Consider the following 22376-nt stretch of genomic DNA (forward strand, 5'->3'; position numbering starts at 1 on the left):
AATGGTTGATAACCTCCTACATATGAATTCTGTCTTTATTATAGAAGGAGATTCACTGCACTTTGAAGAAACTATATGGCTAAGAACCTCAACAATCTGGTCATTGATTACTATAGAAAGAGGAGCAAATGCGATGGAAACAAACAGCGTTCAAATTAGTTTGTGTGGATTTATCCGCCATACTCAGCCTTTTCGGCAACTATATCGCAGTGGGTTGGATACCTATATCATCAGGCTGCAAGCCGAAGGGGAATGTGAAGTCCTCATTGATGGAGAAATGACTACCGTAGTACCTGGGGATCTACTATTATTTAAGCCCTATGATATATATGATCTGAGAATCGGTGAAAAGAAAAGTCCTCTGGGACATAGTGTGGACTATTTTGTAATGTGTACAGGGGAATGGGTGGACCACTGGTGGAACCTGCGTGAGCGACCCAAAAAGGTAAGAATTGCGGATGATGGTAAGCTGCAAAGTATATGGCAACAGCTTGATCTGGAGAATAGAAGACTAGACGGGGGTAGCCCTGAAATACTAGAAGCGCTATTTAAAGCTTTATGTTTGCTGTTAGATCGGGCTATGGAAGAGGCACCTGCATCATCTTCGGCTTCACTTCTACACGGACTTAAGATGAAGAGTTATGTGGAGGAGCATGCTACTTCAGAGATCAGACTAAAGGACGTAGCCGCTCATGCTGGAATTAGTGTGACAAGGGCCGTGCATGTATTCAAAATCCAATTCGGTTATTCTATTATGCAATATGCGGGGCAAATCCGGCTTGCGATGGCACTGAGATTAATGGACAATACCAATTACACCTTAGAGCGTATAGCAGAGGAGACGGGGTTTGGAAGTTATACCTATTTTCACAGGGTGTTTCGGGAGCGTTATGGTGTCTCGCCAGGTATTTATCGAAAGAGAGAGTAGAAGGTTTAGCAGTAAAAAGAAGCTGCCCCATAAATCACAGAATAGGGCTTAGGGGCAACTCCTCGATTAGACGTTAATTATAGTAAGGCCAGCCAGCAGAATCCCATTCGAGATCACTGATTAACAATTTGGGTGCGCCATTCTCGGCGACACTGTAAGCATGGCGGACGATAACGTTGGTTCCGTATATATCCTGTCCACCAGGACCCGCCCAAAAACTGTTGCCGCTATCGATGACCGTAGCCCCGCCATTTTTCATATCGGTACCGTCCTTCGCATAGAAAGGACCCAGTACGCTGGTTGAGCGTCCCACTGCAATTTTATAGGTGCTGTTTACACCTGAGCAGCATTGGCCAATGGATACGAATAGATAATAATATCCGGTATTTGGATTGTAAACCATGCTGGAGCCTTCAATCCCTCCGGATTTAGTCGCAATGCGATACGAGTTGCCCGTTGGCTTCATGGTTGTTTTGTTGATGGAGGTAATGTAAATCCCGTTGCTCCAGGAACCGAAGGTCATCCATAGGTTTCCGTTAGCATCTGCCGTAATGTTAGGATCAATGGCGTTATAATTGGAGGCGTCATTAGACGAGATAACGACACCTTGGTCCGTCCATTGTCCCCCGGAGATCGATTTAGTAGTTACTAAACCAATAGCAGACACTCTTGAGCCGAATGTGGAGATTGAATAATAGAGGTAATAGGTACCGTTATAGTAGAAAATTTCTGGGGCCCATACATCTAGCCCTTCTTGATGGGAAACGTAAGAGCTCCACCAGGAGGGTTTCGAGTTATAAATCGGAAGGGAGCGAATATAGTTTGTTCCATCGTTTGAAAACATCACTTGGAGACCTGATCCCGTGCTGAATACCCAATGTGTGTTTCCCTCTTTGATATATGAAGGGTCGTGTACGTTAGTATCTCCAGTCAGATTCCAGGTTGCTGCATGAGCTTGCGATCCTGCTGAGAAAACAGTTGTAAAAAGCATTAAAAAAGACAACAATAACAACCGATAACCTTGCCTACCTTTTTTCGCCATATTCCTTCTCCTTTTAGTTTAGATTTTTCTAAAGTGTTTCATTATTTTGCAATTGATAACGCTTACATAATATCTTGTATTATTTCTCTAGTCAATGATTCTTTTGGATCAATAAAAAAGCAAATCTCGGCCACCGGAGACTTGCTTTTTTATATTTTTATAATAAATCTGTGATCGCTTGTTCAAATAATCTGACACTATTTTCCCAAGTCCATTTGCGCGAATATCTTTCCCCCTGCTCCGCTAATTTAGTTCTTAAGTTGGGATCACGTATTAAGCGGATGACATCTTCACCGAGCCGGTTCTCATATCGATAAGAGAGCAAACAGTTTTTCTTGTGATGGGCGTATTCCATATTCCCGCCTGAATATACACAGACTAACGCTGCTCCACAACGCATGGCCTCAAGTCCCGGTAAAGAGCCTGTATCAAAAATACTTGAGCTAACAAAAATATCCGCACCGTTATAGTGATAGCAGAGCTCCTCATCATTTGCTGGCGTAAAGAACCGATATTTGCCAGTAGCTTTCATTCTTTGGAGAATTTCTGAGGTGTTGAACTCGTCAGGCGGACTGATGAAGTTAATATTTACATCGGGATATTGGCTTTTTACGTAATCCAGCTGTTCTATAAGATAATCTTGCTCACGGTGCCAGGAGAAACCTCGTTCTGTTTTTCTTAATATAGCTGTTATGTTTAAAGGCTCTTGAAGACTGTGACGGATATTCATATTTTTAAAAGAGGAGCTAATGCCAATGGGCACGATACTGCCGGTGATGCCATGATTTAAACGGATCAGCTCCTGCTGCCAACGTGATAAAACGATTAGATGCTCAGTGATGTGATAGGAGGGGAAGGAGCGTCCGTTATCCGGCAAAAAAGGTGGCTCATAACATAAAGATAATCGTACATGAACCCCTTTTCCTTGTTGGCTTGCTGCTTGGGCGATGGGGACAGTTGTAAAATAATTAGAAACAATGACGTCTCCGGGAGGAAAGTCATGCTCGTGAATATTCATATGTGAGGAGCGGATTACGTTTGCGCGCACATCATAAGAAATAGCGCCATCCACAGGCAAAAGGAGATTGACCTGATGACCCAAGTCTGTCAGCCCATTGGTGAGCTCTACTAGCATACGTTGTGCTCCGCCATGAGATAAGGTCAGAATAGGGAATGTGAATCTCATTGATAATCCCGTCCCTTCCAAGTTAGAGCTATAATAGTGAAACAATATTATTCAATCGTTCTATTTCTTATTTTATTCAGTTCCTATAGAAAAGTACCATTTATCAAGTTTATAAAGAAAAGGAGAAGGAAGAGGGGGGAGTATGAGGGAAGAAAGCCGTTCGGTGGTGGGCAATTTGACGAAGACTGATCTAGAACAGGAGGTCACCATTAGTTTCCCTGAGGGGGCTGGAATGGAGAATTATACTTGGAGTATTCAAAAGATTATGATCGGAGCGGCAGAGCATTATTCCTATCATACAGGTCAAATCGTATATGCCTCTAAATTGCTGCAGAAAGAGGATGATCATCTGCTCAATAACTGGAATCATTATTTTTGAGCATAGATAAAGCTGGGGATAGATGCGCAGCTGCTGCTAACACCTATCCTCAGAAATGGATTTTTATTGTGTTATAGGTGCAAGCTTCTTCAGTAAAGCAACGGTTTCATTAACCTCCAGATCCTTGATATCTTCTAATGACACATCGATCATTGGCTTATATTCTTGGAGTTTGCGCAGGAAAGCCTCGGTATGGAATACTCCGCTGCCTGCTTTTCCGTGGTATGCTTTTTCACCATCTTGATAGATATCTTTTAAATGCGCAAGAATGATACGGTCGCCGAATAATCTAAAGGAATCATCGACAATTTGATCCTGCAAATGCGCAGCCGTGCCAATAAAATTACAAGGGTCCAATACAACACCTATACAGCTTGATGGGACTTCATCTAAGATGCGGCGCATCTTGTCTGGTGTAGAAAGTGTATGTGTGCAGACCCCTTCTAGTCCTAGAAAAACGCCCCATTTTTCAGCTTCCTCTGCAAGTTCTTCTACAGTTGCCCTTAACGTATCCCAGCCGATAGCTTCGTAATGGATCGGATCTTGTGCTTGAAAAGTAGTCAGCGCACCTGTTTCTGTTGCCACCATAGGTGCGCCGAATTGGCGGGCATAACGAAGATGCTCTTTAAAACGATTGATCTCAGCTCTCCGGATGACAGGATCCGGATGAACAGGGTTGATGTAACAGCCCAAAACACCGATACGTATTCCTGCTTTGTCAAATTGTTCGCCAATATAGCTGGCAAGACCTGGACTTAGTTTACCGGTAGAAGTGTCGATGTCCTGAATGGCTTTGGATAATGCAAGCTGAACAAAATCGATATCATAATTCTGAAGGGTTGCAGTTAACGACTTGAGCGGCAGGCAGCCAAATGTGTGGGCTAGAGTTCCGTATCTGATGAGTAACCTCTCCTTTAATAGAGTAATGAGTAATAACCTTCATAATAGTAACGCTTTCATAAGGATGCAAGTGATTTATCATTATCGCGGGTCAGGAAATTGATGATTTCAGTGTTGACTCTATCCGGTTGCTCATGATTAATGCCGTGTCCCGCACGGGGGATCACTTGGTAATGAAACTTTCCATCCTCTAAAATATCTATGAAATCCTTTGATTGTTTTAACGCGTGTTCTCCTACTAAAAAATAGAGCTTATCTCTGACGGCAACTGCGGCGTTTTTATCGTATTTTTGAAGCTTATGAACAAACATAGCTTGCTGATTATGAGCTCGCATTAAAAGGATTAGATGAGCAGCTACTTCTGGGTGATTGTCAAATAAAGGGGAGTCAGGCGCACTTAACTTCTTCAGCACTTTCAGTAAATTGCGATCCGTGGGAATCAGAATCTCTGGGAACATCATCATTAGCGTTTGCAGCATGGCTTTGATGGGTGTGGTGACCATTCCGCCTTCCAAACAAATCACACGGTTCACTTTGTCCGGTTGCTTGGTTGCATAATTAAAAGCAATATAGGCTCCATTTGACACCCCTGCAATATTAAAGATGTCTATGCTCAGATGTTTGGCTATTTCATTAATCCATTCCACCTGCTCAAACTTTTGTTTATTAAAGTGCGCATTAGGAATGCTTTTTCCGGGTCCGCCCAGAGTATCAATAGCAATGCAGTAAAAATGCCGCGATAATTCCTCGATGTTAAGGAGCCACATGACCGCCGAGTTATCACCAACGCCATGAAACAGAAATAAAGGGGGATTACTCTTTTGCCCGGTAAGGATACAATGCGTCAGCCCATATGTGGTTGGGAGATCGAGCTCTTCAAGAGGAATAGGCCACTGATCAACTAGCTGTTGGTAGGATTGCCACACTCGTTCTTGCACCTTGGCATTCTTAAAGCTATTTACCATCACAAACCTCCTTAGTGAAAATACAACATCTGTATCTTATTCCAATAAGTATACTACGAGAGTGGGGAAGGAGGAGCGCGCAATAGGAACATTCCTGTGAAAAGAGGGGTGCAGACCAGATAAGTGTATTTCATACAACTAAATTGCTACTTTACTCTCACTACGGTGAAATAGATGTACTTCGTACAACTATTTCTCTCGTATTTAGCTGATTCAGCTAAATTGGGCGAATTTAATTGCACAAAGTACACTTAACACATTAGGCGTGAGCATTAAAGATCATTTTAGTTGTAGAATGTGCAATTAAATAATGCATGCCGGTCTCTTTTGCGGTAAATTTTGATAGGGAAGTTATTAATAACGTTCTAGGTGGGGATGATTATGCTCGTTGAGCTAAAGGAAGCTAGTGTTTCAGATGGACGCGATATTTTTGAGCTGATTGTGGAGATAGGTCCGGGGGAGAATGGATTCGTCAATAACGGATTTGATCTGGCTTACAGTCAATTTCCTGATTTCATCCGGGATCGGATAGCACTTTCACAAGGTGATAATCTTCCGCCACAGTATGTAGCACAAACCAACTACTGGCTACTGATTGACGCTTATCCTGTTGGTGTCGGAAAACTAAGACATTCCTTAAATGATCAATTGAGGAAGTCCGGTGGACACATCGGTTATAGTATCAGACCCAGTGAAAGAGGAAAGGGTTATGGTACGATTTTTTTGGCAGAGCTGTTAAAAAAAGCTGCGGACATGGGGATTGATAAGGTCATGCTGACTTGTGAGCCGGATAATATATCTTCGAGAAAGGTTATTGAAGCGAACAAAGGAATACTACATGGCATTGAGAATGAAAAATGTAACTACTGGATCACCCTTTAAGCTGGTGTGAAAAATAGGGGAGGAGTTGCCAAGAGGCAGCTCTTTTTTGTTATTCGCGATGTTATTGTAGTTCATCCAATGGAGATTCGTCTAAAATGTGAAAAAAATTTAAAATTTTGTTGAAAGCGCTCTATTCAAACACAAACAAATAGTTTAAAATCAAAACAAACAAAAATAAACAAAAAAACAAACATTCAAAAACGGAGGTATTCACAAATGGTACAAAACTTATGGGATTCATCTCGGAAAACGAAATTAAACGGGGGATTGGATGCATTAGTGTTCCGCTCTAATCTGCTGGGCGAAGATCGCAGAGTCTGTAACTTTGGCGGAGGGAATACATCCAGCAAAACGATAGAATTGGATTTTCGCGGGCGTGAGGTAGAAGTAATGTGGGTGAAGGGCAGCGGCTCTGACCTTGCTACGATGAAAGCAGGCAACTTTACCGGACTAAGGCTTCAGGATATTGCCCCGTTATTTGAACGTGATGAAATGCCAGATGAAGAGATGGTAGCTTATCTCGCAAATTGTATGATTGATCCTAAACATCCGCGTGCTTCTATCGAAACATTACTGCATGCATTTTTACCTTTCAAGCATGTGGATCATACGCATCCAGATGCCATTATCAGTTTATGCTGCGCTCATAACGGTAAGGAAATTGCCCGTGAGATTTATGGGGATCGTTTCGTATGGGTGCCATACATCCGTCCAGGCTTCACTTTATCCAAAATGATTGCCGAAGGTGTGCTCGCAAACCCGAAAGCTGAATTAGTGCTGATGGAGAAACACGGTCTCGTGACTTGGGGGGATACACCTGAATCTTGTTATGCCAAAACAATCTCCATAATTAACGAAGCGGAAAGTTATATTGAAGAAAGAATTGAAGATCAGAACCTATTTGGCGGCCGCAAATCAGAAGCACTTCCAGAAGCAGAGCGGCGGGCTGTAGCGGCGGCAGTGATGCCACTGATCAGAGGCGCGGTCAGCGATGAGCGTAAAATGATTTTGACCTTCGACGATGCGGAGGATGTGCTGCGTTTTGTAGGAGGGGCTGACTCGGAGAAGTTATCCGGTGTAGGCGCAGCTTGTCCAGATCATTTGGTACATACCAAAATGAAGCCGCTTTTTGTTGCGTGGGAGCCAAATACCAATGATATCGATGGCTTGAAGGCGAAGCTGAGCGAAGCGATTAGCGATTATAAGGAGCAGTACAAAGCGTACTTCGACCGTAATAAACATGAAGGCGATGTAATGTTCGAGGCTGCGCCACGTGTGATCCTGATCCCTGGCGTGGGCATGATCAACACAGGTAAAAGCTGGAGCAATTCTAAGATCAGCGGAGCCTTGTATCACCGGGCGATTGCTGTTATGCGCGGAGCTACTGCGCTGGGAGATTTCGTCTCTCTAAGTGAGAATGAATCGTACAATGTGGAATATTGGCCCCTGGAATTATATAAATTATCATTGGCTCCGGCAGAAGCGGAGTTCTCCCGTAAAGTTGCCTTTATTACAGGTGGTGCCGGGGGAATTGGGAGTGAGACGGCTCGTCGTTTAGTATCAGAAGGAGCGCATGTTGTATTGGCAGATCTCAATCTGGAGGGTGCACAAAAAGTAGCGGAAGAGATTAACGCTAAGTTTGGTGAAAATCGTGCATTCGCCGTTAAAATGGACGTAACTCAGGAAGAGCAGGTAACCGCAGCTTATGCGGAGACAGCCCTTTTTTATGGCGGGGTCGATATTATTGTTAATAATGCTGGGCTTGCAACCTCCAGTCCGTTTGATGAGACTTCATTGAAAGAGTGGAATTTGAATATTTCTGTGCTGGGCACAGGATATTTTCTCGTTGCACGCGAAGCTTTTAAAGTGATGAAGGAGCAAAAAATCGGAGGCAGCATGGTATTCATCGGCTCCAAAAATTCTATTTTTGCAGGTAAAAGCGTCTCGGCTTACAGTTCTGCCAAGGCGCTCGAAGCCCATCTGGCCCGCTGCATAGCAGCTGAAGGTGGAGAGTTTGGCATCCGTGCCAATACGATTCTGCCCGATGCAATTCTACAAGGATCAGCTATCTGGAATTCGAACTGGCGTAATGAACGGGCGGCTGCTTACGGGATTGAGCCGGATCAATTAGAGGAGCATTACCGTAAACGCACGACGCTGCTAGTTAATATTTATCCACGTGATATTGCCGAAGGCGTTGCTTTTTTTGCTTCTTCCAAGTCAGAGAAAACTACGGGTTGTATGCTGACAATCGATGGTGGAGTGCCAGCAGCTTTTACTAGATAAGAGGTAGCTTGAATATAGATAGGGATAACGGAGGGAAATCATGCTGATTGCAGACAGATATGAACGAATCGTAGAACTAGTGAATGAACGCGGCAGTATCCGTGTCTCAGAATTGAGTACATTATGCCAAGTGACGGAAGAAACCATTCGCCGCGATCTGGATCGATTGGAAAAAGCGGGGCGGCTGCTGCGTTCGCATGGCGGAGCAGTTAGCCTGCGTGACCGGCAACCGGAGACCCCTTATGCTGAACGAGAAATCATGAATGCAGCGGAGAAACAGCGGATTGCCCGTGAGGCGGTAATGATGATTAAGCCGGGCGATCGAATTCTGCTGGATGCCAGTACAACGGCTTGGTATATGGCTTCGCATTTGCCGGATATGCCGCTTACTGTGTTGACCAATTCTACTAGAGTGGCAGCAGAGTTAAGCGGGAAGGAGCGGATCGAGGTCTTTTCTACAGGCGGACAGCTGAGCCGCAGATCAATGTCCTATGTGGGTCATTTAGCAGAACGTTCGCTTGAATTGTATCACGTGGATAAAATGTTTTTTTCCTGCAAAGGATTTCATCTCGAACGTGGCGCTAGTGAATCAAATGAGCTGCAAGCTATGGTGAAACGAAAGATGATTTCTATAGCGGAGCAAGTGATCTTATTATGCGATTCCAGTAAATTCGGAATTCAAGCGTTCACACATTTTGCGGCTCCTAGTGATGTTAATGTCCTAATAACGGATTACAACCCTGTTGAAGAACAAATGAAGCAGTTGCAGAAGCTGAACATCGCAATAACGACGGTGTAGTAAATAGTTGTGCAGGAGGTGAAGGCATGAAGGTATCGATGTTTATAACTTGCGTCAGCGATGCCGTGTTCCCGAAGGTCGGGGAAGCCATGGCTCGTCTGCTGGCCAGATATGGCGTACAGCTGGAGTTCCCGGAGGTGCAGACGTGCTGCGGACAGCCTGCGTACAACAGTGGATATTGGAATGAAGCGCGGCAAGCTGCACTTACGATTCTGCAGGCCTTCGATGACAGTGATTTTGTCATTGCACCTTCCGGATCCTGTACGGGGATGCTTCATCATTACCCTAAGCTGTTTCAGGAAGATCCGGTTAATCTGGTCAAGGCGCAGAATTTGCAACGCAAATCCTATGAATTCAGCCAGTTTATGGTGCAGGTGCTTGGCGTAACTGATCTAGGAGCAGTGTTTCCGCATAAGGTTACCTATCATCCTTCCTGTCATGGCACAAGGATTCTGGGGATTCGCGACGAACCTATGCAGCTTATGCAAAATGTGAAGTCGATGGAGCTGATACCACTGCCTTTTGCTGAGGACTGCTGTGGGTTTGGTGGAACCTTTGCCGTGAAAATGTCTGATATCTCCGGGGCGATGGTCACTGAGAAATCAGATCATGTGCTGGAGACGGAAGCAGAAATCCTAACGGGTCTGGATATGGGTTGTCTGATGAATATTGCCGGGAATCTGCGTTACCGCCGCGAACCCGTTCGAGTTATGCATTTAGCAGAACTGCTATATGAGGGGGTGACTGATAAATGAGCCAAGCCACCACCAATTCCACGGCGAGTTCAGAGAACGGGAAGCCAGCAACAGTAAAAGAGCGTGCAGACTTGGCACTGAATAATGACTTTTTACGCAAGGCTGTTCGTTTTACCACGGAGAGACTGCGTGATGGAAAACAAAAAGCGGCTAACGATCACGGTTACTGGGAAGAGTGGCGTGAACGTGGGCGGCAAATTCGTCTACACACGATCGCCCATCTTGATTACTATTTGAACCTTTTTGCAGACAAGGCAAGAGCAAACGGCACACATATTCATTTTGCAGCAACGGGTGAAGAGGCTGTGAAGATTGCCCTTGAAATCGCGCAGCGAAAACAGGCAGCTTCTGTGGTCAAATCCAAATCAATGGTTACTGAGGAGCTGCATTTAAATAAGGCGTTGGAATCCATCGGTGTGGAGACCATAGAGACGGATCTGGGAGAGTATATTATCCAGCTAGCCGGGGAAACCCCGTCACATATCATTATTCCGGCGATTCATAAGAACCGCTACCAGATTGCCGAGCTGTTGTCCAAAGAGGCAGGAGAGGAGCTTTTGCCAGAAACTACTATCCTTGCTGGATTTGTACGGCGAAAGCTGAGAGAGAAGTTCCTTGATGCGGATATCGGAATGACTGGCTGTAACTTTGCTATTGCAGAGACGGGTTCGATGGTGCTGTTCGAGAATGAAGGCAACGCTCGTATGGTCACCACTTTACCGAAAACACAAATTACCCTGATGGGGATGGAGCGGATTATTCCTTCGTGGAGTGATCTTGAAGTGATGGCTACATTATTGCCTCGTTCGGCAACAGGGCAGAAGTTAACGGTATATATGTCGGGTATTTCTGGTCCCCGCAGGGATAATGACGGTGATGGGCCGGAAGAGCAGCATATTATTATTCTTGATAATGGCCGATCTGAGCAGCTAGGTGATCCTGAGTTTCAGGAGCTGCTGAACTGCATCCGCTGTGGAGCTTGTCTGAATGCTTGTCCTGTCTACCGTCATATTGGCGGTCATGCATATGGGGGAACGTATAGCGGACCTATAGGAGCGGTGTTGACCCCGGCGCTGAATAAAAATGTAGATCAATGGGATGACATCGCCTCAGCCTCTAGCCTGTGCGGAGCATGTTATGAAGCCTGTCCGGTCAAAATCCCTCTGCATGATATGCTCATTTATTTACGGCGGCGGAAGGTAGAACGTGGTTATGGGGATAAGGCAGAAGGTCTCGGCATGAAGGGTTTTGGGGCGATTATGGCGAAGTCACAGCGATTTAGTAATGTGATGAAGGTAGGTAGAATCGGGCAAAAGCTGCTCGTGCGAGACGGAGGAATTCCGTCGAAACTGGGGCCGCTGAAAGGCTGGAACAATTATCGGATCGCCCCGAAGCTGGCAGATCAATCCTTCCGTGAGAGCTGGAAGGGGCTGCAACAGGAGCTAGACAAGAACAGTCGCGAAATGGACCCGGTGATACAGAAGCGAATGGAAGATTTACTAGCGAAGCGGAAGCGGGAAGAGCTGGAAGGAGGGGCCGGGCATGACTGAAGAGAAGCACAGTAACTGGTTGGAACGTATGGAGCAGGATTCACTTGAAAAGCAGCAGGGATTCATGAATGATATCGCTCGCCGCCTGAAGCGACCGAGAATTACTGAAGCTCCTGCACATCCTTTTCGCGGTGCACCGCAGTACTGGCAGCAATTTCAGTGGAGTCCGGAGGAACGGATCGAACAATTTACGGCGAATTTTCAAAGCGCAGGTGGTCATGTATTTCGTATGGAGGATATGGATGAAGCCAAAGCTTTCATCGTCAGCAAAGTCAATGAGATGCTCGCACGGTATATTCTCCGGCAAAATGTCACCGAGCTAGCAGCACTTCGACTAGAGGAGGAACTCACAGATACACGGGTGTCTGTCTGGAATACAGATGATCAGAAGGCATGGAAAGCTAGGGCGGCCGAGGCTGATATTGGAATTGTGATTGCGGATTATGCAGTTGCTTATACAGGCTCCATTACTGTGCTGTCCTCTGAGAATAAAGGCCGTTCAGTCAGCTTATTACCTACCGCATTAATTGCCATCGTTCCATTGGAGCGGCTGAAGACTCGTCTCGGTGAGGTGCTTATTGATTTTGATGAAGCTGGGCCATCGGGGCTGCCGGCGGGCATCCATTTTATCTCCGGACCTAGCCGTTCAGCGGATATTGAGAATGATCTGACGATAGGCGTGCATGGTCCAGGAATCGTATTCGCTTTGCTAGTAGGCTGATAGGAGATAAGGAGTGTTGTATAGGGATGAATACACAAGCTCATAATCAAATTCAGAATCATATTGCTGTTGATATCGGAGCCTCTAGTGGGAGAGTGGTCTGTGGAACCTTGCAGCAGCCGGGAAGAACCCTGTCTATAGAAGAAATTCATCGCTTCAGTAATGGATTCGCTGAACAAAATGGTAATCTATATTGGGATATAGATTATTTAGTTGCTGAAATCGTCAAGGGCTTACAGCAGGCCAAGGCTAGAGGGATCGAGCGCTGCACCGTGGGCATCGATACTTGGGGTGTCGATTATGTACTTCTCGATCAGGAGGGAGCGCGGATCCATGAGGTTTTTTCTTATCGTGACTCCCGAACGGATGGAGCGATAGAGAGGCTGCATCGTAACATCTCAACTGAAAGCGTTTACGGAAAAGTGGGGATACAATATCTCCCGATAAATACGTTGTATCAACTGTTTGTGCATGATCAGGCGGAGCTGGAAGCAGCACATTCCATCCTCTTGGTCCCTGATTATCTTTATTATCGGCTTACGGGTCGCAAGATTAGTGAAGTGACGATAGGTTCCACCTCTGGGATGCTGAATCTTCACACTCGTGATTACGATGAGGATCTTCTGTCGGTGCTTGGTCTTTCAAAAGAGCAATTCCCTCCCTTAACAGAACCTGGGGAACCTGTTGGGAGGTTGACGGAGGACTTGGCGGTTCGGGGTGATCTTCCAGATTGCGAGTTCATAGCAGTAGCCTCTCATGATACAGCATCAGCTGTATTAGGGGTTCCGGCAAACAGCGAGAAATGGGGATTTCTCAGTAGTGGTACTTGGTCACTCATCGGGGTGGAACGGGGTTCAGCCATCACAAGTCCAGAGGCAATGTTACGCAACTATACGAATGAATGGGGAGCCTACGGCTCATTCCGGTTTCTTAAAAACATTATGGGCATGTGGTTGATTCAAAAGGTTCGTGAGGAGTACGGCGGACAATACAGCTTCGGTGAGCTGGTAGAGCTGGCAGCACAAGAAATCCCCTTTAGATCGATCATTTATTGCAATGATGAACGATTCATGAATCCACAGAGCATGATTGACGAGATCCGCAGCTATTGTGTGGAAGCAGGACAGTTGGTTCCTCAAACGCCTGGGGAAATGGCTCGATGTGTATTTGATAGTCTTGCTTTATCTTATTATTTCTACATTCAGGATCTCCAGCAATTGACGGGTGACAACTTAGAGAGGTTGCATATCGTTGGCGGAGGTGCGAATAACGGTCTGTTGTGCCAGATTACGGCAGATCTGCTGGAGATGGAAATTCACGCCGGACCCACGGAATCTACGGCTTTAGGCAATCTGGTGGTGCAGATGATCAGCACGGGTGCTGTAACTGATCTTCAAGAGGCGAGAGAAATTATAAGTCGTTCATTCCAAGTAACATCTTATATACCGAAGGGGATGGACCCCACGACCAAAGAAGCGGCTTTGGCACAGTTTGCCCGGCTGCAGGTCGTTAATTAGTAGCTAAGTTTAGTGGAAAACGAGCGAAAGAGAGGCATAAATGCCTCATCTAAAACACACTAAGTTAAAAATCAGGAGGCTCAAACATGGAGCAGAGTAAAGAGAGCTTACAGAGCATTCAGAACAGCTACAATGAAGCGAAAAAGCTTTACGCACAGCATGGGATCGAAGTAGATAAAGTGTTGGAGCAGCTAGCGGAAATTAAGATTTCTTTGCATTGTTGGCAAGGGGATGATGTGAAGGGTTTTTTGAATAAGGAAAAAGAACTGAGCGGCGGGATCGCAGTTACCGGAAGTTACCCGGGGCGGGCCGGGTATCCGGAGGAGCTGCGCCGGGATTTGGAACAGGCTCTAGCACTCATCCCAGGGCAACATAAAATAAATTTACATGCTATTTATGCGGATACCGAAGAGACTGTAGATCTCGATGCGTTAGAGCCTAGGCATTTTGAGCGATGGGTGAGCTGGGCCAAAGAGCAGGGACTCGGATTGGATTTCAATCCTACCTGTTTTTCTCATGAAAAAGCAAACGATGGCTTCACACTGAGTCACCCAGATCCTGAAATCCGCAACTTCTGGATCGCTCATTGCAAGGCCTCACGTCGAATCGCCGAGTCCTTTGGCCAAGCATTAGGTCAGCCTTGTGTCACTAATTTTTGGATTCCAGATGGTTATAAAGATACGCCGATCGACCGCTTGTCACCAAGGGTACGGCTTCAGCAGTCACTCGATGAAATCTTCAGCGAGGAAATCGATCAGCAATATAACATTGATGCTGTAGAAAGTAAGCTGTTTGGTATTGGTTCGGAAAGTTACGTGGTTGGCTCACATGAATTCTATATGGGTTATGCGCTAAGCCGGGGCAAGGCGGTGTGCTTCGATGCTGGGCATTTCCATCCAACCGAGACGATTTCGAATAAGCTGTCTTCCTGGCTGCTGTTTGGGGATCAATTACTGCTGCATGTTAGCCGTCCAGTACGCTGGGATAGTGATCATGTGGTAACTATGGACGATGAGCTGCTCGAGATTGCCCGTGAACTGGTTCGTGGTCAGTTTCTGGACAGAACGCATATTGGATTAGATTTTTTTGATGGAAGTATCAATCATGTTGCTGCTTGGGTGATCGGAACACGAAATACATTAAAAGCTTTGCTTCGTGCCATGCTGGAGCCAATCGAGCAATTGAAGCAAATTGAGCTGGATGGAGATTACACTTCAAGGCTTGCCTTGGTCGAGGAATTTAAATCGTATCCGTTTGGAGCCATTTGGGATTATTATTGTGCGAAGAATGGCGTACCGGTCCGGGAAAGCTGGCTAAATGAAGTGAAACAGTATGAGGCTGAGGTTTTATCGAAAAGATAGAGGTAGAAGTAGAAGTGAAGTAGAACGAACTTTAACAATATAAGTAGATAAAAGATAGGCGGTTACCGGCAGGTAGCCGCTTTTTTATGTTTATGAATCGTACATGATTTGAATTCAGCTCTGATCTCTGCTATGTTTTATCCAAAAGAGAGCGAGGCGCAAACTATGAAACAATATGGACCGAACCCGAATACGCTCTATCCCAATGAACAAATTAAAAGTATCTGCTATATAAAAAATGCGATTACAAGAGACAATATCATTGTTGGCGATTATACCTATTATGATGATATAAACGGTGCAGAGAAGTTTGAGGAACGTGTGACTCATCATTATGATTTTATTGGCGATAAGCTTATTATTGGAAAATTCTGCGCGATTGCCAAAGGCATTGAATTTGTCATGAATGGTGCCAACCACCGGATGAATTCGGTTTCGACCTATCCGTTTAATATCATGGCCCATGGCTGGGAACAGGCGGTCCCGGATTTAAAAGATCTGCCGCTAAAAGGTGATACAGTCATCGGAAACGATGTTTGGATTGGACAAAATGTTACGGTTATGCCAGGTGTGCATATTGGAAACGGAGCAGTTATCGCAGCCAATTCTACAGTTGTAAAGGATATTCCGGCGTATAGTGTAGCTGGAGGAAATCCCTGCAAAGTGATCAGACAACGTTTTGATGATGAAATGATCGAATATCTTGAAGCGCTGAAGTGGTGGGATTGGGATGCTGAGCGAATCTTTAAGAATCTTGAAGTGTTATGCAGCAGCGATTTAACGAAAATCAAAGCGATCAATTAATCGTAAGTAGGTTCAGGATACGGACTTTAGTTTATCTTAAAGATATAAACCTCAATTGAGGGAATACTTTAGGTATGTACGTCATATGAACCTTTCGGAGGGAACCGGCAATGAAGAAGGATAAGGTCAAGAATAGCATGGAGCTCACTGCAGAGGAATTTCCATATAGCAAAGAAAATGAGGAAATGGTAACGCAAAATTTTTGGACGAAAACTAAAAAGTTCGCAGGCAAAATTCCATTTACTAAAGATGCTATCGCAATGTATTATTGTGCCGTCGACGCTAAAACACCTTTATGGGCGAAAGGAATTGCTTTCGGTGCATTGGCTTATTTTATTTCTCCTATAGATGCTATACCCGATGCGATTCTAGGCCTTGGATTTACAGATGATGCAGCGATTATCGCAGCAGGCATTAAAGCGATATCCGGTCAGGTAACCAACGAACATAAGGAAAAAGCTGCAGCGTTTTTTAATGGGGAAAAATAAAAGGTGCAGCATTGAGCTACACCGTAATATCTGTACCTTCAGGACAGCTTTCTGCGGAAAGCTGTTTTGTTTTGTACACCTCGCCCCAATCTTTCATGAGTTTAATAATAGGAATCAGTGTCTTGCCGAATTCAGTTAAAGAGTATTCGACTTTTGGGGGAACCTGATGGTAGACCTCACGGTGTACAACCCCATCCTCTTCCAACTCTCTTAGTTGCAGGGTCAGCATACGTTGGGTAATGCCCGGGCAGATCCGGCGGAATTCGTTAAAACGTTTCGTGCCATCAATCAAGTGATAGATGAGAATTCCTTTCCATTTGCCTCCTATAACGTCCAGTGTGAATTCTACAGGGCAAGCTTCTTTGTTGCTTTCCGGGAAATTTCCGAAGCCACCTTTTCGGTCACGCATAGCTGTTCAACTCCCATGGTATCATTTTGTATACTACATAACATTATTGTGCGTACTTTTAAAGAAGTGATATATACACTAATATTAAGCATGTGATCGGCAAACAGTCAAATGCTCGTCGATGCTAATCAAGTAAAGGGAGTGTTACTCATGGATACTTTATCGTTAAACAAGAATGAAATCCTGTCTGCATATCAGTTCAGACATGCAACTAAAGAATTCGATAGCCATAAAAAAATTAGTGAATCGGACTTTCAATTTATTCTGGAAACTGGACGATTGTCACCAAGTTCATTCGGATTCGAGCCTTGGCGTTTTGTGGTAGTACAAAGTCCGGAAGTACGTGAAAAATTACGTCCTTATGCCTGGGGCGCACAAAAGCAATTGGCAACCGCAAGCCATTTTGTGCTTATTCTCTCACGTCTTCCTAAAGATATGGCTGCTGACTCCGATTATATTAAAGGGATCATGGAGAATGTGCAGGAGTTGCCTCCGCAAGGAATGGAAGGAAAACGTAAAGTTTTTGATAAGTTTTTGAAGGTTGATTTCGGACTGATGGAGAATGAGCGGGCAATGTTCGAATGGAGCTGCCGGCAGACTTATCTGGCGCTTGGGAATATGCTGACTTCAGCTGCGTTAATCGGGATCGACTCCTGCCCAATGGAAGGTTTTGATAAAGCTAAGGTTGAGCAGATTCTGGAAGAAGAAGGGATTTTGGACGCTGAGCATTTTGGAATCTCCTGTATGGCAGCTTTCGGATATCGCCTGAATGAACCACGTGGTAAGACGCGTCAAGGTGCAGAGCAAGTAATTCAGTGGGTTTAACGAAATTGAATCTTAATCTTTGAGCCTGTAAAGTCTCTGTATTCTGGGGATTTTGCAGGTTTTTTTGCGATATTTCTTATAAGATTCAAAAATTAATTGAAAGTTTCATGAAAACTCTGATACCCTTATGAAGGTGACTCCATATTAGCGCTATCGCTTTAACTTAATAATGAAGGGATCCTGCATCATGAAAATCATTCGCATTATTATCCAAGTGTTCCTGCTATATTTGTTCTACTTGGCTGGGGACTATCTGCAAAAGCAACTGCATCTCCCCGTTTCCGGGAGTATCGTAGGATTACTGTTACTTTTTGTTCTATTGTTATTCAGGGTCGTGCCTGTGAAGTGGATTGAAGAGGGTGCTACAACGATATTAGCTTATCTTCCGTTATTTTTTATTCCAGCGACAGCTGGGATCGTGAATCATATGGATATCTTTAGTGGTAGAGGTTTACTATTAATCCTAATCCTTATCGTTAGCAGTGTTCTCACGATTGCCGCAGCTGCACATTCTAGCCAATGGCTTACTAGCGTAAACAACAAGCTGAAAGCGGGATGGAGCGGCAAGAGACTAAGCGAAAAGGGGAAGGAAATATAATGTTTTTTATCGCAACAGGTATTGTACTGCTTAACGTAGCTATTTATTTGATGATGTCAGTAGTATATAGACGATTTCGTATTCCTGTACTTATTCCCGCGCTTACAGCAACAGTGATTGTTGTAACTTTACTACTATATTTTCATATTCCGTATGATACATATATGATAGGCGGCAAATGGATTAATCAGCTGCTCGGTCCTGCTGTAGTATCGTTAGCCTACCCATTATATAAACAACGTAATGTGTTGATTGAGAATCTCCCGGCAATTCTGGGCGGAGCCATTGTAGGTCTGCTTATAGGGATGTTTAGTGGACTGCTTTTGGCGGCAGGTCTAGGCTTCTCTAAATTATATGTTTTATCTTTATTACCTAAATCGATCACTACACCTGTAGCGATACAGATCTCGAACAGCTTAGGTGGGGACTCTTCTTTAACCTCTGTATTTGTTATGATTGCTGGATTTACAGGTGCGATTGGCGGACCTTTTATCATCAAACTGTTTAGAATTCGTAGTGAGGTTGGAATCGGAATTGGTCTAGGAACCGCTTCACATGCTCTAGGAACAGCAAAGGCCTTGGAATATGGTGAACAATCCGTTTCGATGAGCTCGGTTGCGATGACTGTTTGCGCCGTAGTTGGCTCTTGTATCGGCCCACTTGTAGCGTGGATGATGTACCCTTAAATTATTCTTTTAATTGGACTATGTTTGCAAAACACTCCATCGGGTAACTATAACTAAGGAACAAAAAAAGCAAAGCACCTGAGGAGGATTTCACATGTCCGATCACACACAAGATGAAGCGGAAATCCGCAACAAGGAAAATAAAGAAGGCGATTCATTAGCTGAAATTAAGAAGATGGAGAACGGTGTAGACATCGAGCCAGAGGCAGATGAGTGGGTAGCCAAACCTGCTGAATCCTCACACCCAGATCCGCTTCCCGATAATTTGGAGTAAATGATTCGGAAGACAGGCTGTCCTTTAGGGGACAGTCTGTTTTTGTTGATGATTATAGTAAGTATTGTATAATAAATAAAAGTACAACCTCATCAGAGTGTTTTCTCCAAGTTCGTCTTAGCTTTTCGCAAATTTCACAGATCTTTGCCAACAGGGAGGAAATGGAATGCGTAGTCGGAATGAGAACAGCCGTTACCGGCAAAAACGTGGTGAGGCTCTCGCAGGAAACTTTGAGAAAAAGTACGGTTCAAACTTTGGCGTACGCAGTGAGCTTAAGATGGATGCACTGAAGAAACAAAACGACGATCAGTTGCTGACGACACCTCATGAAGAAGAGCATAAATAATTAGAGGTAACAAGTGGGAGACTTTTACTCCTGGAATTCTGGAATGGAGGCATAACCTTTTGGGTTATGTCTTTTTTTGTGCGCATATTTCCAGAACGATCAAGACATAATAGGGCCGGATGGACAACTAAGAAAATAATGACAACGGGAGGCGAGATTAGGTCATGATTATTCCTATATTTTCGTTAAGTGGAGATATAGCAGTTACTGTGGTGGGCCAATACTTTTTTTATTTTATGGTCTATTCCTTTTTAGGTTGGGTATTGGAAGGGACCTATAATCTATACAGTAATGGAAGCTTTCGCAAAGAAGGATTTCTAAAAGGTCCATTTAAGCCGATGTACGGCTTTGCTCCACTATTGCTATTGATTGCTAGAGATTTGACGCTGCCACTTCCGCTTTTCCTATTTCTTGCGCTAATCATTCCTTCTGCTGTGGAATTTATAAGCGGTTGGCTGTTAAAAACGGTATTCCATAAGCAATGGTGGGATTACTCAGGAATGTCTTATCAACTGCAAGGGCATATTTGCCTGCGTTTTTCTCTATATTGGTGGGGGCTTTCAGTAGCTAGTGTGTATGTAATTCAGCCGCTTATGGAGCTTTTATATTCGGGTGTTCAGCCTATTTGGAAATTCGTGCTTCCGATCGTGGGGTTCTACTTTATGGCGGATTTATTATGGACCTGCTGGAGCCGGTATCGGATGGAGAAAACCCCTCAATATCAGAAGTAATGGTTTTCTATATGTGTACTACGAGTCTTCTTTTGTGTATCAAGCACAAACATTTCGTGGACAGGCATTTCGATATTGCATATCCGTTTCTAGTCATAAATAATATAGCAATATATTAAATACTAGACGGACTGGTGGCGATAACGATGACAGGGAAGATTCTAGTGAGCGCATGTCTGTTAGGGCATAAAGTACGTTATGATAATGGCGATGTTCCGTGTCTCGATGCCCGATTCCTAAAGTGGTATGAGGAAGGGCGTTTTGTCCATATTTGTCCAGAGGTAGTGGGAGGTTTGCCAACCCCTCGTCCTGACGCACAGCGGCAAGGAGATCGGGTAGTGACGGGGGCAGGCGTTAATGTTACGGAGCCATTTATGAAGGGGGCTCAAGCCACACTAAAGCTGGCTAGGGAACATCAGGTTGCATTAGCTATTTTAAAACAAGACAGTCCTTCATGCGGAAGCCTGTATATTTATGATGGAACCTTTAAAGATACGAAAGCACCGGGAGAGGGCACCACTACGGAGCTGTTGAGGAAAAATGGGTTTAAAGTATTTGGCGAAGATCAGCTGGATGAAGTCGAGCAGGAACTCGCACGTATGGACGAGCATGGCATTCTTTAAGTAATAAATAGGCTGCAGGATACATAGTGTGTATAAGGGGAACGAAGCAGTGTCCTTGGGAGAGGAAATGCCGTCCGATGAGCCATCCTTCATTTGGGATAGGAGGCGGACGCAGATGAGTATTGATCAGCTCATTGCTTTGCTCGTTCTTGTCATTATGATCGTACAGCTTGCTGGCACAAAAGGTAAACACTAAGACTCACCTCATTGTAACTGCTTCCGGAGCTCAGCATTTTTTGAGTTCGGAAGCTTTTTTTGTCCACGGCTATGCATATTGTGAAATCTAAAGGATTCCTTCATAGTGATGTCTAATATACATATAGTGGGTTTTTGGGAAGTCCAAGGAAAGAATTTAGGGGGAACTATGAAATTTAGAACATGGATAATCATTGTGCAGTTATTTATGATTGCTGTGCTTGTAGGCGTATTGGCGGCCGATCTAGGTGAGACAGGCTCAGATGAGTCTAAACATGATGATATTTTAATACATTTTGATCAAAAAGATTTAAACAGGATGAAAGAAACCGTTCAAAGGTTTAGTGAAGGTAAAGGGGATAACCTGATGTTGATTGAGCCAACCACGGATAGTGGACGGTTAATTCATGATTTCTATTCTAATGGTAAAGAGCTTCATTGGGTAAAGGATGATACAAGAGATGCATGGAGTAGTAGTCCCGGGAAGATCGAATATGTATGCCAAGCGATTGAACTAATAGAGACAGGTGAGCGGTTTAATGTCGAGTTATCTCAATGTAATGTTCAGCCAGACGGTGAGAAAATAAACGTGGTCAGCTTTTTAAAAGAAAGATTATAAACCCATTTACGGAGAGGATGGATGATCAATATGCCGATGTCTGAGTACTATCAAGGGATTCGTGGGAAAGTGGGCTCAGAATTATTAATGATGCCTTCCGTAGCTGCAGTAGTAAGAAATAAAGAGGATGAGATTCTGTTCATCCGCAAGCCAGGAGAATCTTTGTGGGGATTGCCTGCGGGAGCGATTGAGCCAGGGGAGCGTCCCGGAAGAACCTTACGCAGAGAGGTATATGAAGAGACAGGGTTGATGGTTCATCCTACGTCGATTTTAGGTGTTTTTGGTGGAGCGAAATATAGATACGAATATAGTAATGGCGATCAGGTAGAATATACGGTTATTGTATTTGAGTGCTCTATTATCAGAGGAACGCTTAGAGCTATAGATGGGGAGATCGAAGAATTTAAATTTTTCAAAGAGAACGAGCTGCCAGAGATTGCAATTCTTTATCCTAGAGAGATTTTTATAAAAGACCGAGAGAAGACTGCAACGATATTCGAGTGACTG

The 22376-nt window shown here is 44.4% G+C and carries 27 protein-coding genes; 22 read left to right on the forward strand and 5 right to left on the reverse strand.

The features are described from left to right. The first annotated feature begins 133 nt into the window (after nt 1-133). Complete coding sequence (locus MHB37_RS10955; RefSeq protein WP_076130362.1) at nt 134-928, forward strand: AraC family transcriptional regulator; 795 nt, start codon at nt 134-136, stop codon at nt 926-928. A gap of 73 nt (nt 929-1001) precedes the next feature. On the opposite strand, the gene MHB37_RS10960 is transcribed toward MHB37_RS10955, so the two are convergent. Then, the gene (locus MHB37_RS10960; protein WP_405169241.1) at nt 1002-1970 is read right to left on the reverse strand and encodes a family 43 glycosylhydrolase; all 969 of its coding nucleotides are present in this window, start codon (nt 1968-1970) and stop codon (nt 1002-1004) included. A 157-nt stretch (nt 1971-2127) separates the two neighbouring features. Further along, a complete protein-coding gene (locus MHB37_RS10965; RefSeq protein WP_076280900.1) occupies nt 2128-3156 on the reverse strand; it encodes a glycosyltransferase family 4 protein in 1029 nt (342 codons plus the stop codon). Between the two features lie 142 nt (nt 3157-3298). Between MHB37_RS10965 and MHB37_RS10970 the strand changes: the two genes are divergently transcribed. Beyond that, nucleotides 3299-3535 carry a hypothetical protein gene (locus tag MHB37_RS10970; protein ID WP_405169242.1) on the forward strand — a complete coding sequence of 79 codons (237 nt, stop codon included), beginning with the start codon at nt 3299-3301 and terminating at the stop codon, nt 3533-3535. A 63-nt stretch (nt 3536-3598) separates the two neighbouring features. On the opposite strand, the gene MHB37_RS10975 is transcribed toward MHB37_RS10970, so the two are convergent. Further along, on the reverse strand, nt 3599-4462 hold the full coding sequence (locus MHB37_RS10975; RefSeq protein ID WP_076280898.1) for a sugar phosphate isomerase/epimerase: 864 nt from the start codon (nt 4460-4462) through the stop codon (nt 3599-3601). Between the two features lie 29 nt (nt 4463-4491). Then, nucleotides 4492-5400 carry an alpha/beta fold hydrolase gene (locus MHB37_RS10980; RefSeq protein ID WP_405169243.1) on the reverse strand — a complete coding sequence of 303 codons (909 nt, stop codon included), beginning with the start codon at nt 5398-5400 and terminating at the stop codon, nt 4492-4494. A gap of 381 nt (nt 5401-5781) precedes the next feature. Here MHB37_RS10980 and MHB37_RS10985 point away from each other — a divergent pair, with 381 nt between their 5' ends. The 10 genes from MHB37_RS10985 to MHB37_RS11030 all read left to right on the forward strand — a co-directional run bounded on the left by MHB37_RS10985 (nt 5782) and on the right by MHB37_RS11030 (nt 16563). Next, entirely contained in the window at nt 5782-6282 is a 501-nt protein-coding gene (locus MHB37_RS10985) for a GNAT family N-acetyltransferase (RefSeq protein ID WP_076130357.1), read from the forward strand. Between the two features lie 216 nt (nt 6283-6498). Continuing rightward, nucleotides 6499-8568: a bifunctional aldolase/short-chain dehydrogenase gene (locus MHB37_RS10990; RefSeq protein WP_280752757.1), complete on the forward strand. Its 2070-nt coding sequence runs from the start codon at nt 6499-6501 to the stop codon at nt 8566-8568. A 40-nt stretch (nt 8569-8608) separates the two neighbouring features. Beyond that, entirely contained in the window at nt 8609-9367 is a 759-nt protein-coding gene (locus MHB37_RS10995) for a DeoR/GlpR family DNA-binding transcription regulator (RefSeq protein ID WP_405169244.1), read from the forward strand. A gap of 26 nt (nt 9368-9393) precedes the next feature. Then, nucleotides 9394-10122 (forward strand): (Fe-S)-binding protein, encoded by a 729-nt coding sequence (locus MHB37_RS11000; RefSeq protein ID WP_405169245.1) that lies wholly within the window; start codon nt 9394-9396, stop codon nt 10120-10122. Beyond that, entirely contained in the window at nt 10119-11672 is a 1554-nt protein-coding gene (locus MHB37_RS11005) for a LutB/LldF family L-lactate oxidation iron-sulfur protein (protein ID WP_405169246.1), read from the forward strand. The genes MHB37_RS11000 and MHB37_RS11005 overlap by 4 nt, the downstream gene beginning before the upstream one ends. Then, entirely contained in the window at nt 11665-12393 is a 729-nt protein-coding gene (locus MHB37_RS11010) for a lactate utilization protein C (RefSeq protein ID WP_405169247.1), read from the forward strand. The genes MHB37_RS11005 and MHB37_RS11010 overlap by 8 nt, the downstream gene beginning before the upstream one ends. Before the next feature lie 26 nt (nt 12394-12419). Continuing rightward, complete coding sequence (rhaB, locus tag MHB37_RS11015) at nt 12420-13910, forward strand: rhamnulokinase (RefSeq protein ID WP_405169248.1); 1491 nt, start codon at nt 12420-12422, stop codon at nt 13908-13910. A gap of 86 nt (nt 13911-13996) precedes the next feature. Beyond that, nucleotides 13997-15271 carry an L-rhamnose isomerase gene (gene rhaA / locus MHB37_RS11020; RefSeq protein WP_076193842.1) on the forward strand — a complete coding sequence of 425 codons (1275 nt, stop codon included), beginning with the start codon at nt 13997-13999 and terminating at the stop codon, nt 15269-15271. Between the two features lie 165 nt (nt 15272-15436). Continuing rightward, nucleotides 15437-16075: a Vat family streptogramin A O-acetyltransferase gene (locus MHB37_RS11025; RefSeq protein ID WP_076130349.1), complete on the forward strand. Its 639-nt coding sequence runs from the start codon at nt 15437-15439 to the stop codon at nt 16073-16075. 110 nt (nt 16076-16185) lie between these two features. Further along, nucleotides 16186-16563, forward strand: a complete 378-nt coding sequence (locus MHB37_RS11030; RefSeq protein WP_081383451.1) for a YkvA family protein — start codon at nt 16186-16188, stop codon at nt 16561-16563. Between the two features lie 16 nt (nt 16564-16579). Here MHB37_RS11030 and MHB37_RS11035 read toward each other — a convergent pair whose 3' ends face one another. Then, entirely contained in the window at nt 16580-16972 is a 393-nt protein-coding gene (locus MHB37_RS11035) for a helix-turn-helix domain-containing protein (RefSeq protein WP_076130348.1), read from the reverse strand. A 150-nt stretch (nt 16973-17122) separates the two neighbouring features. On the opposite strand from MHB37_RS11035, the gene MHB37_RS11040 reads away from it, so the two are divergent. The 10 genes from MHB37_RS11040 to MHB37_RS11085 all read left to right on the forward strand — a co-directional run bounded on the left by MHB37_RS11040 (nt 17123) and on the right by MHB37_RS11085 (nt 22373). Continuing rightward, nucleotides 17123-17797 carry an NAD(P)H-dependent oxidoreductase gene (locus MHB37_RS11040; RefSeq protein ID WP_076130347.1) on the forward strand — a complete coding sequence of 225 codons (675 nt, stop codon included), beginning with the start codon at nt 17123-17125 and terminating at the stop codon, nt 17795-17797. 187 nt (nt 17798-17984) lie between these two features. Next, nucleotides 17985-18395, forward strand: a complete 411-nt coding sequence (locus MHB37_RS11045; RefSeq protein WP_036689778.1) for a CidA/LrgA family holin-like protein — start codon at nt 17985-17987, stop codon at nt 18393-18395. Continuing rightward, complete coding sequence (locus tag MHB37_RS11050) at nt 18395-19081, forward strand: LrgB family protein (protein ID WP_076130346.1); 687 nt, start codon at nt 18395-18397, stop codon at nt 19079-19081. Before MHB37_RS11045 ends, MHB37_RS11050 begins: the two co-directional genes overlap by 1 nt. Nucleotides 19082-19175: 94 nt before the next feature. After that, nucleotides 19176-19355 carry a hypothetical protein gene (locus MHB37_RS11055; RefSeq protein WP_036689781.1) on the forward strand — a complete coding sequence of 60 codons (180 nt, stop codon included), beginning with the start codon at nt 19176-19178 and terminating at the stop codon, nt 19353-19355. A gap of 166 nt (nt 19356-19521) precedes the next feature. Further along, a complete protein-coding gene (locus MHB37_RS11060; protein WP_038570027.1) occupies nt 19522-19701 on the forward strand; it encodes a hypothetical protein in 180 nt (59 codons plus the stop codon). A 164-nt stretch (nt 19702-19865) separates the two neighbouring features. After that, entirely contained in the window at nt 19866-20432 is a 567-nt protein-coding gene (locus MHB37_RS11065) for a putative ABC transporter permease (RefSeq protein WP_036689784.1), read from the forward strand. A 146-nt stretch (nt 20433-20578) separates the two neighbouring features. After that, nucleotides 20579-21055 carry a DUF523 domain-containing protein gene (locus tag MHB37_RS11070; RefSeq protein WP_076193844.1) on the forward strand — a complete coding sequence of 159 codons (477 nt, stop codon included), beginning with the start codon at nt 20579-20581 and terminating at the stop codon, nt 21053-21055. 49 nt (nt 21056-21104) lie between these two features. Next, nucleotides 21105-21251, forward strand: a complete 147-nt coding sequence (locus MHB37_RS11075) for a hypothetical protein (RefSeq protein ID WP_155288116.1) — start codon at nt 21105-21107, stop codon at nt 21249-21251. Between the two features lie 168 nt (nt 21252-21419). Next, nucleotides 21420-21869 (forward strand): DUF4362 domain-containing protein, encoded by a 450-nt coding sequence (locus tag MHB37_RS11080; protein WP_076193846.1) that lies wholly within the window; start codon nt 21420-21422, stop codon nt 21867-21869. A gap of 30 nt (nt 21870-21899) precedes the next feature. Then, nucleotides 21900-22373 (forward strand): NUDIX domain-containing protein, encoded by a 474-nt coding sequence (locus MHB37_RS11085; protein WP_076130372.1) that lies wholly within the window; start codon nt 21900-21902, stop codon nt 22371-22373. The last annotated feature ends 3 nt before the right edge of the window (nt 22374-22376 follow it).

Origin of the sequence: Paenibacillus sp. FSL H3-0286 (assembly GCF_045040705.1) — a bacterium.
GTDB lineage: Bacteria > Bacillota > Bacilli > Paenibacillales > Paenibacillaceae > Paenibacillus_AQ > Paenibacillus_AQ odorifer.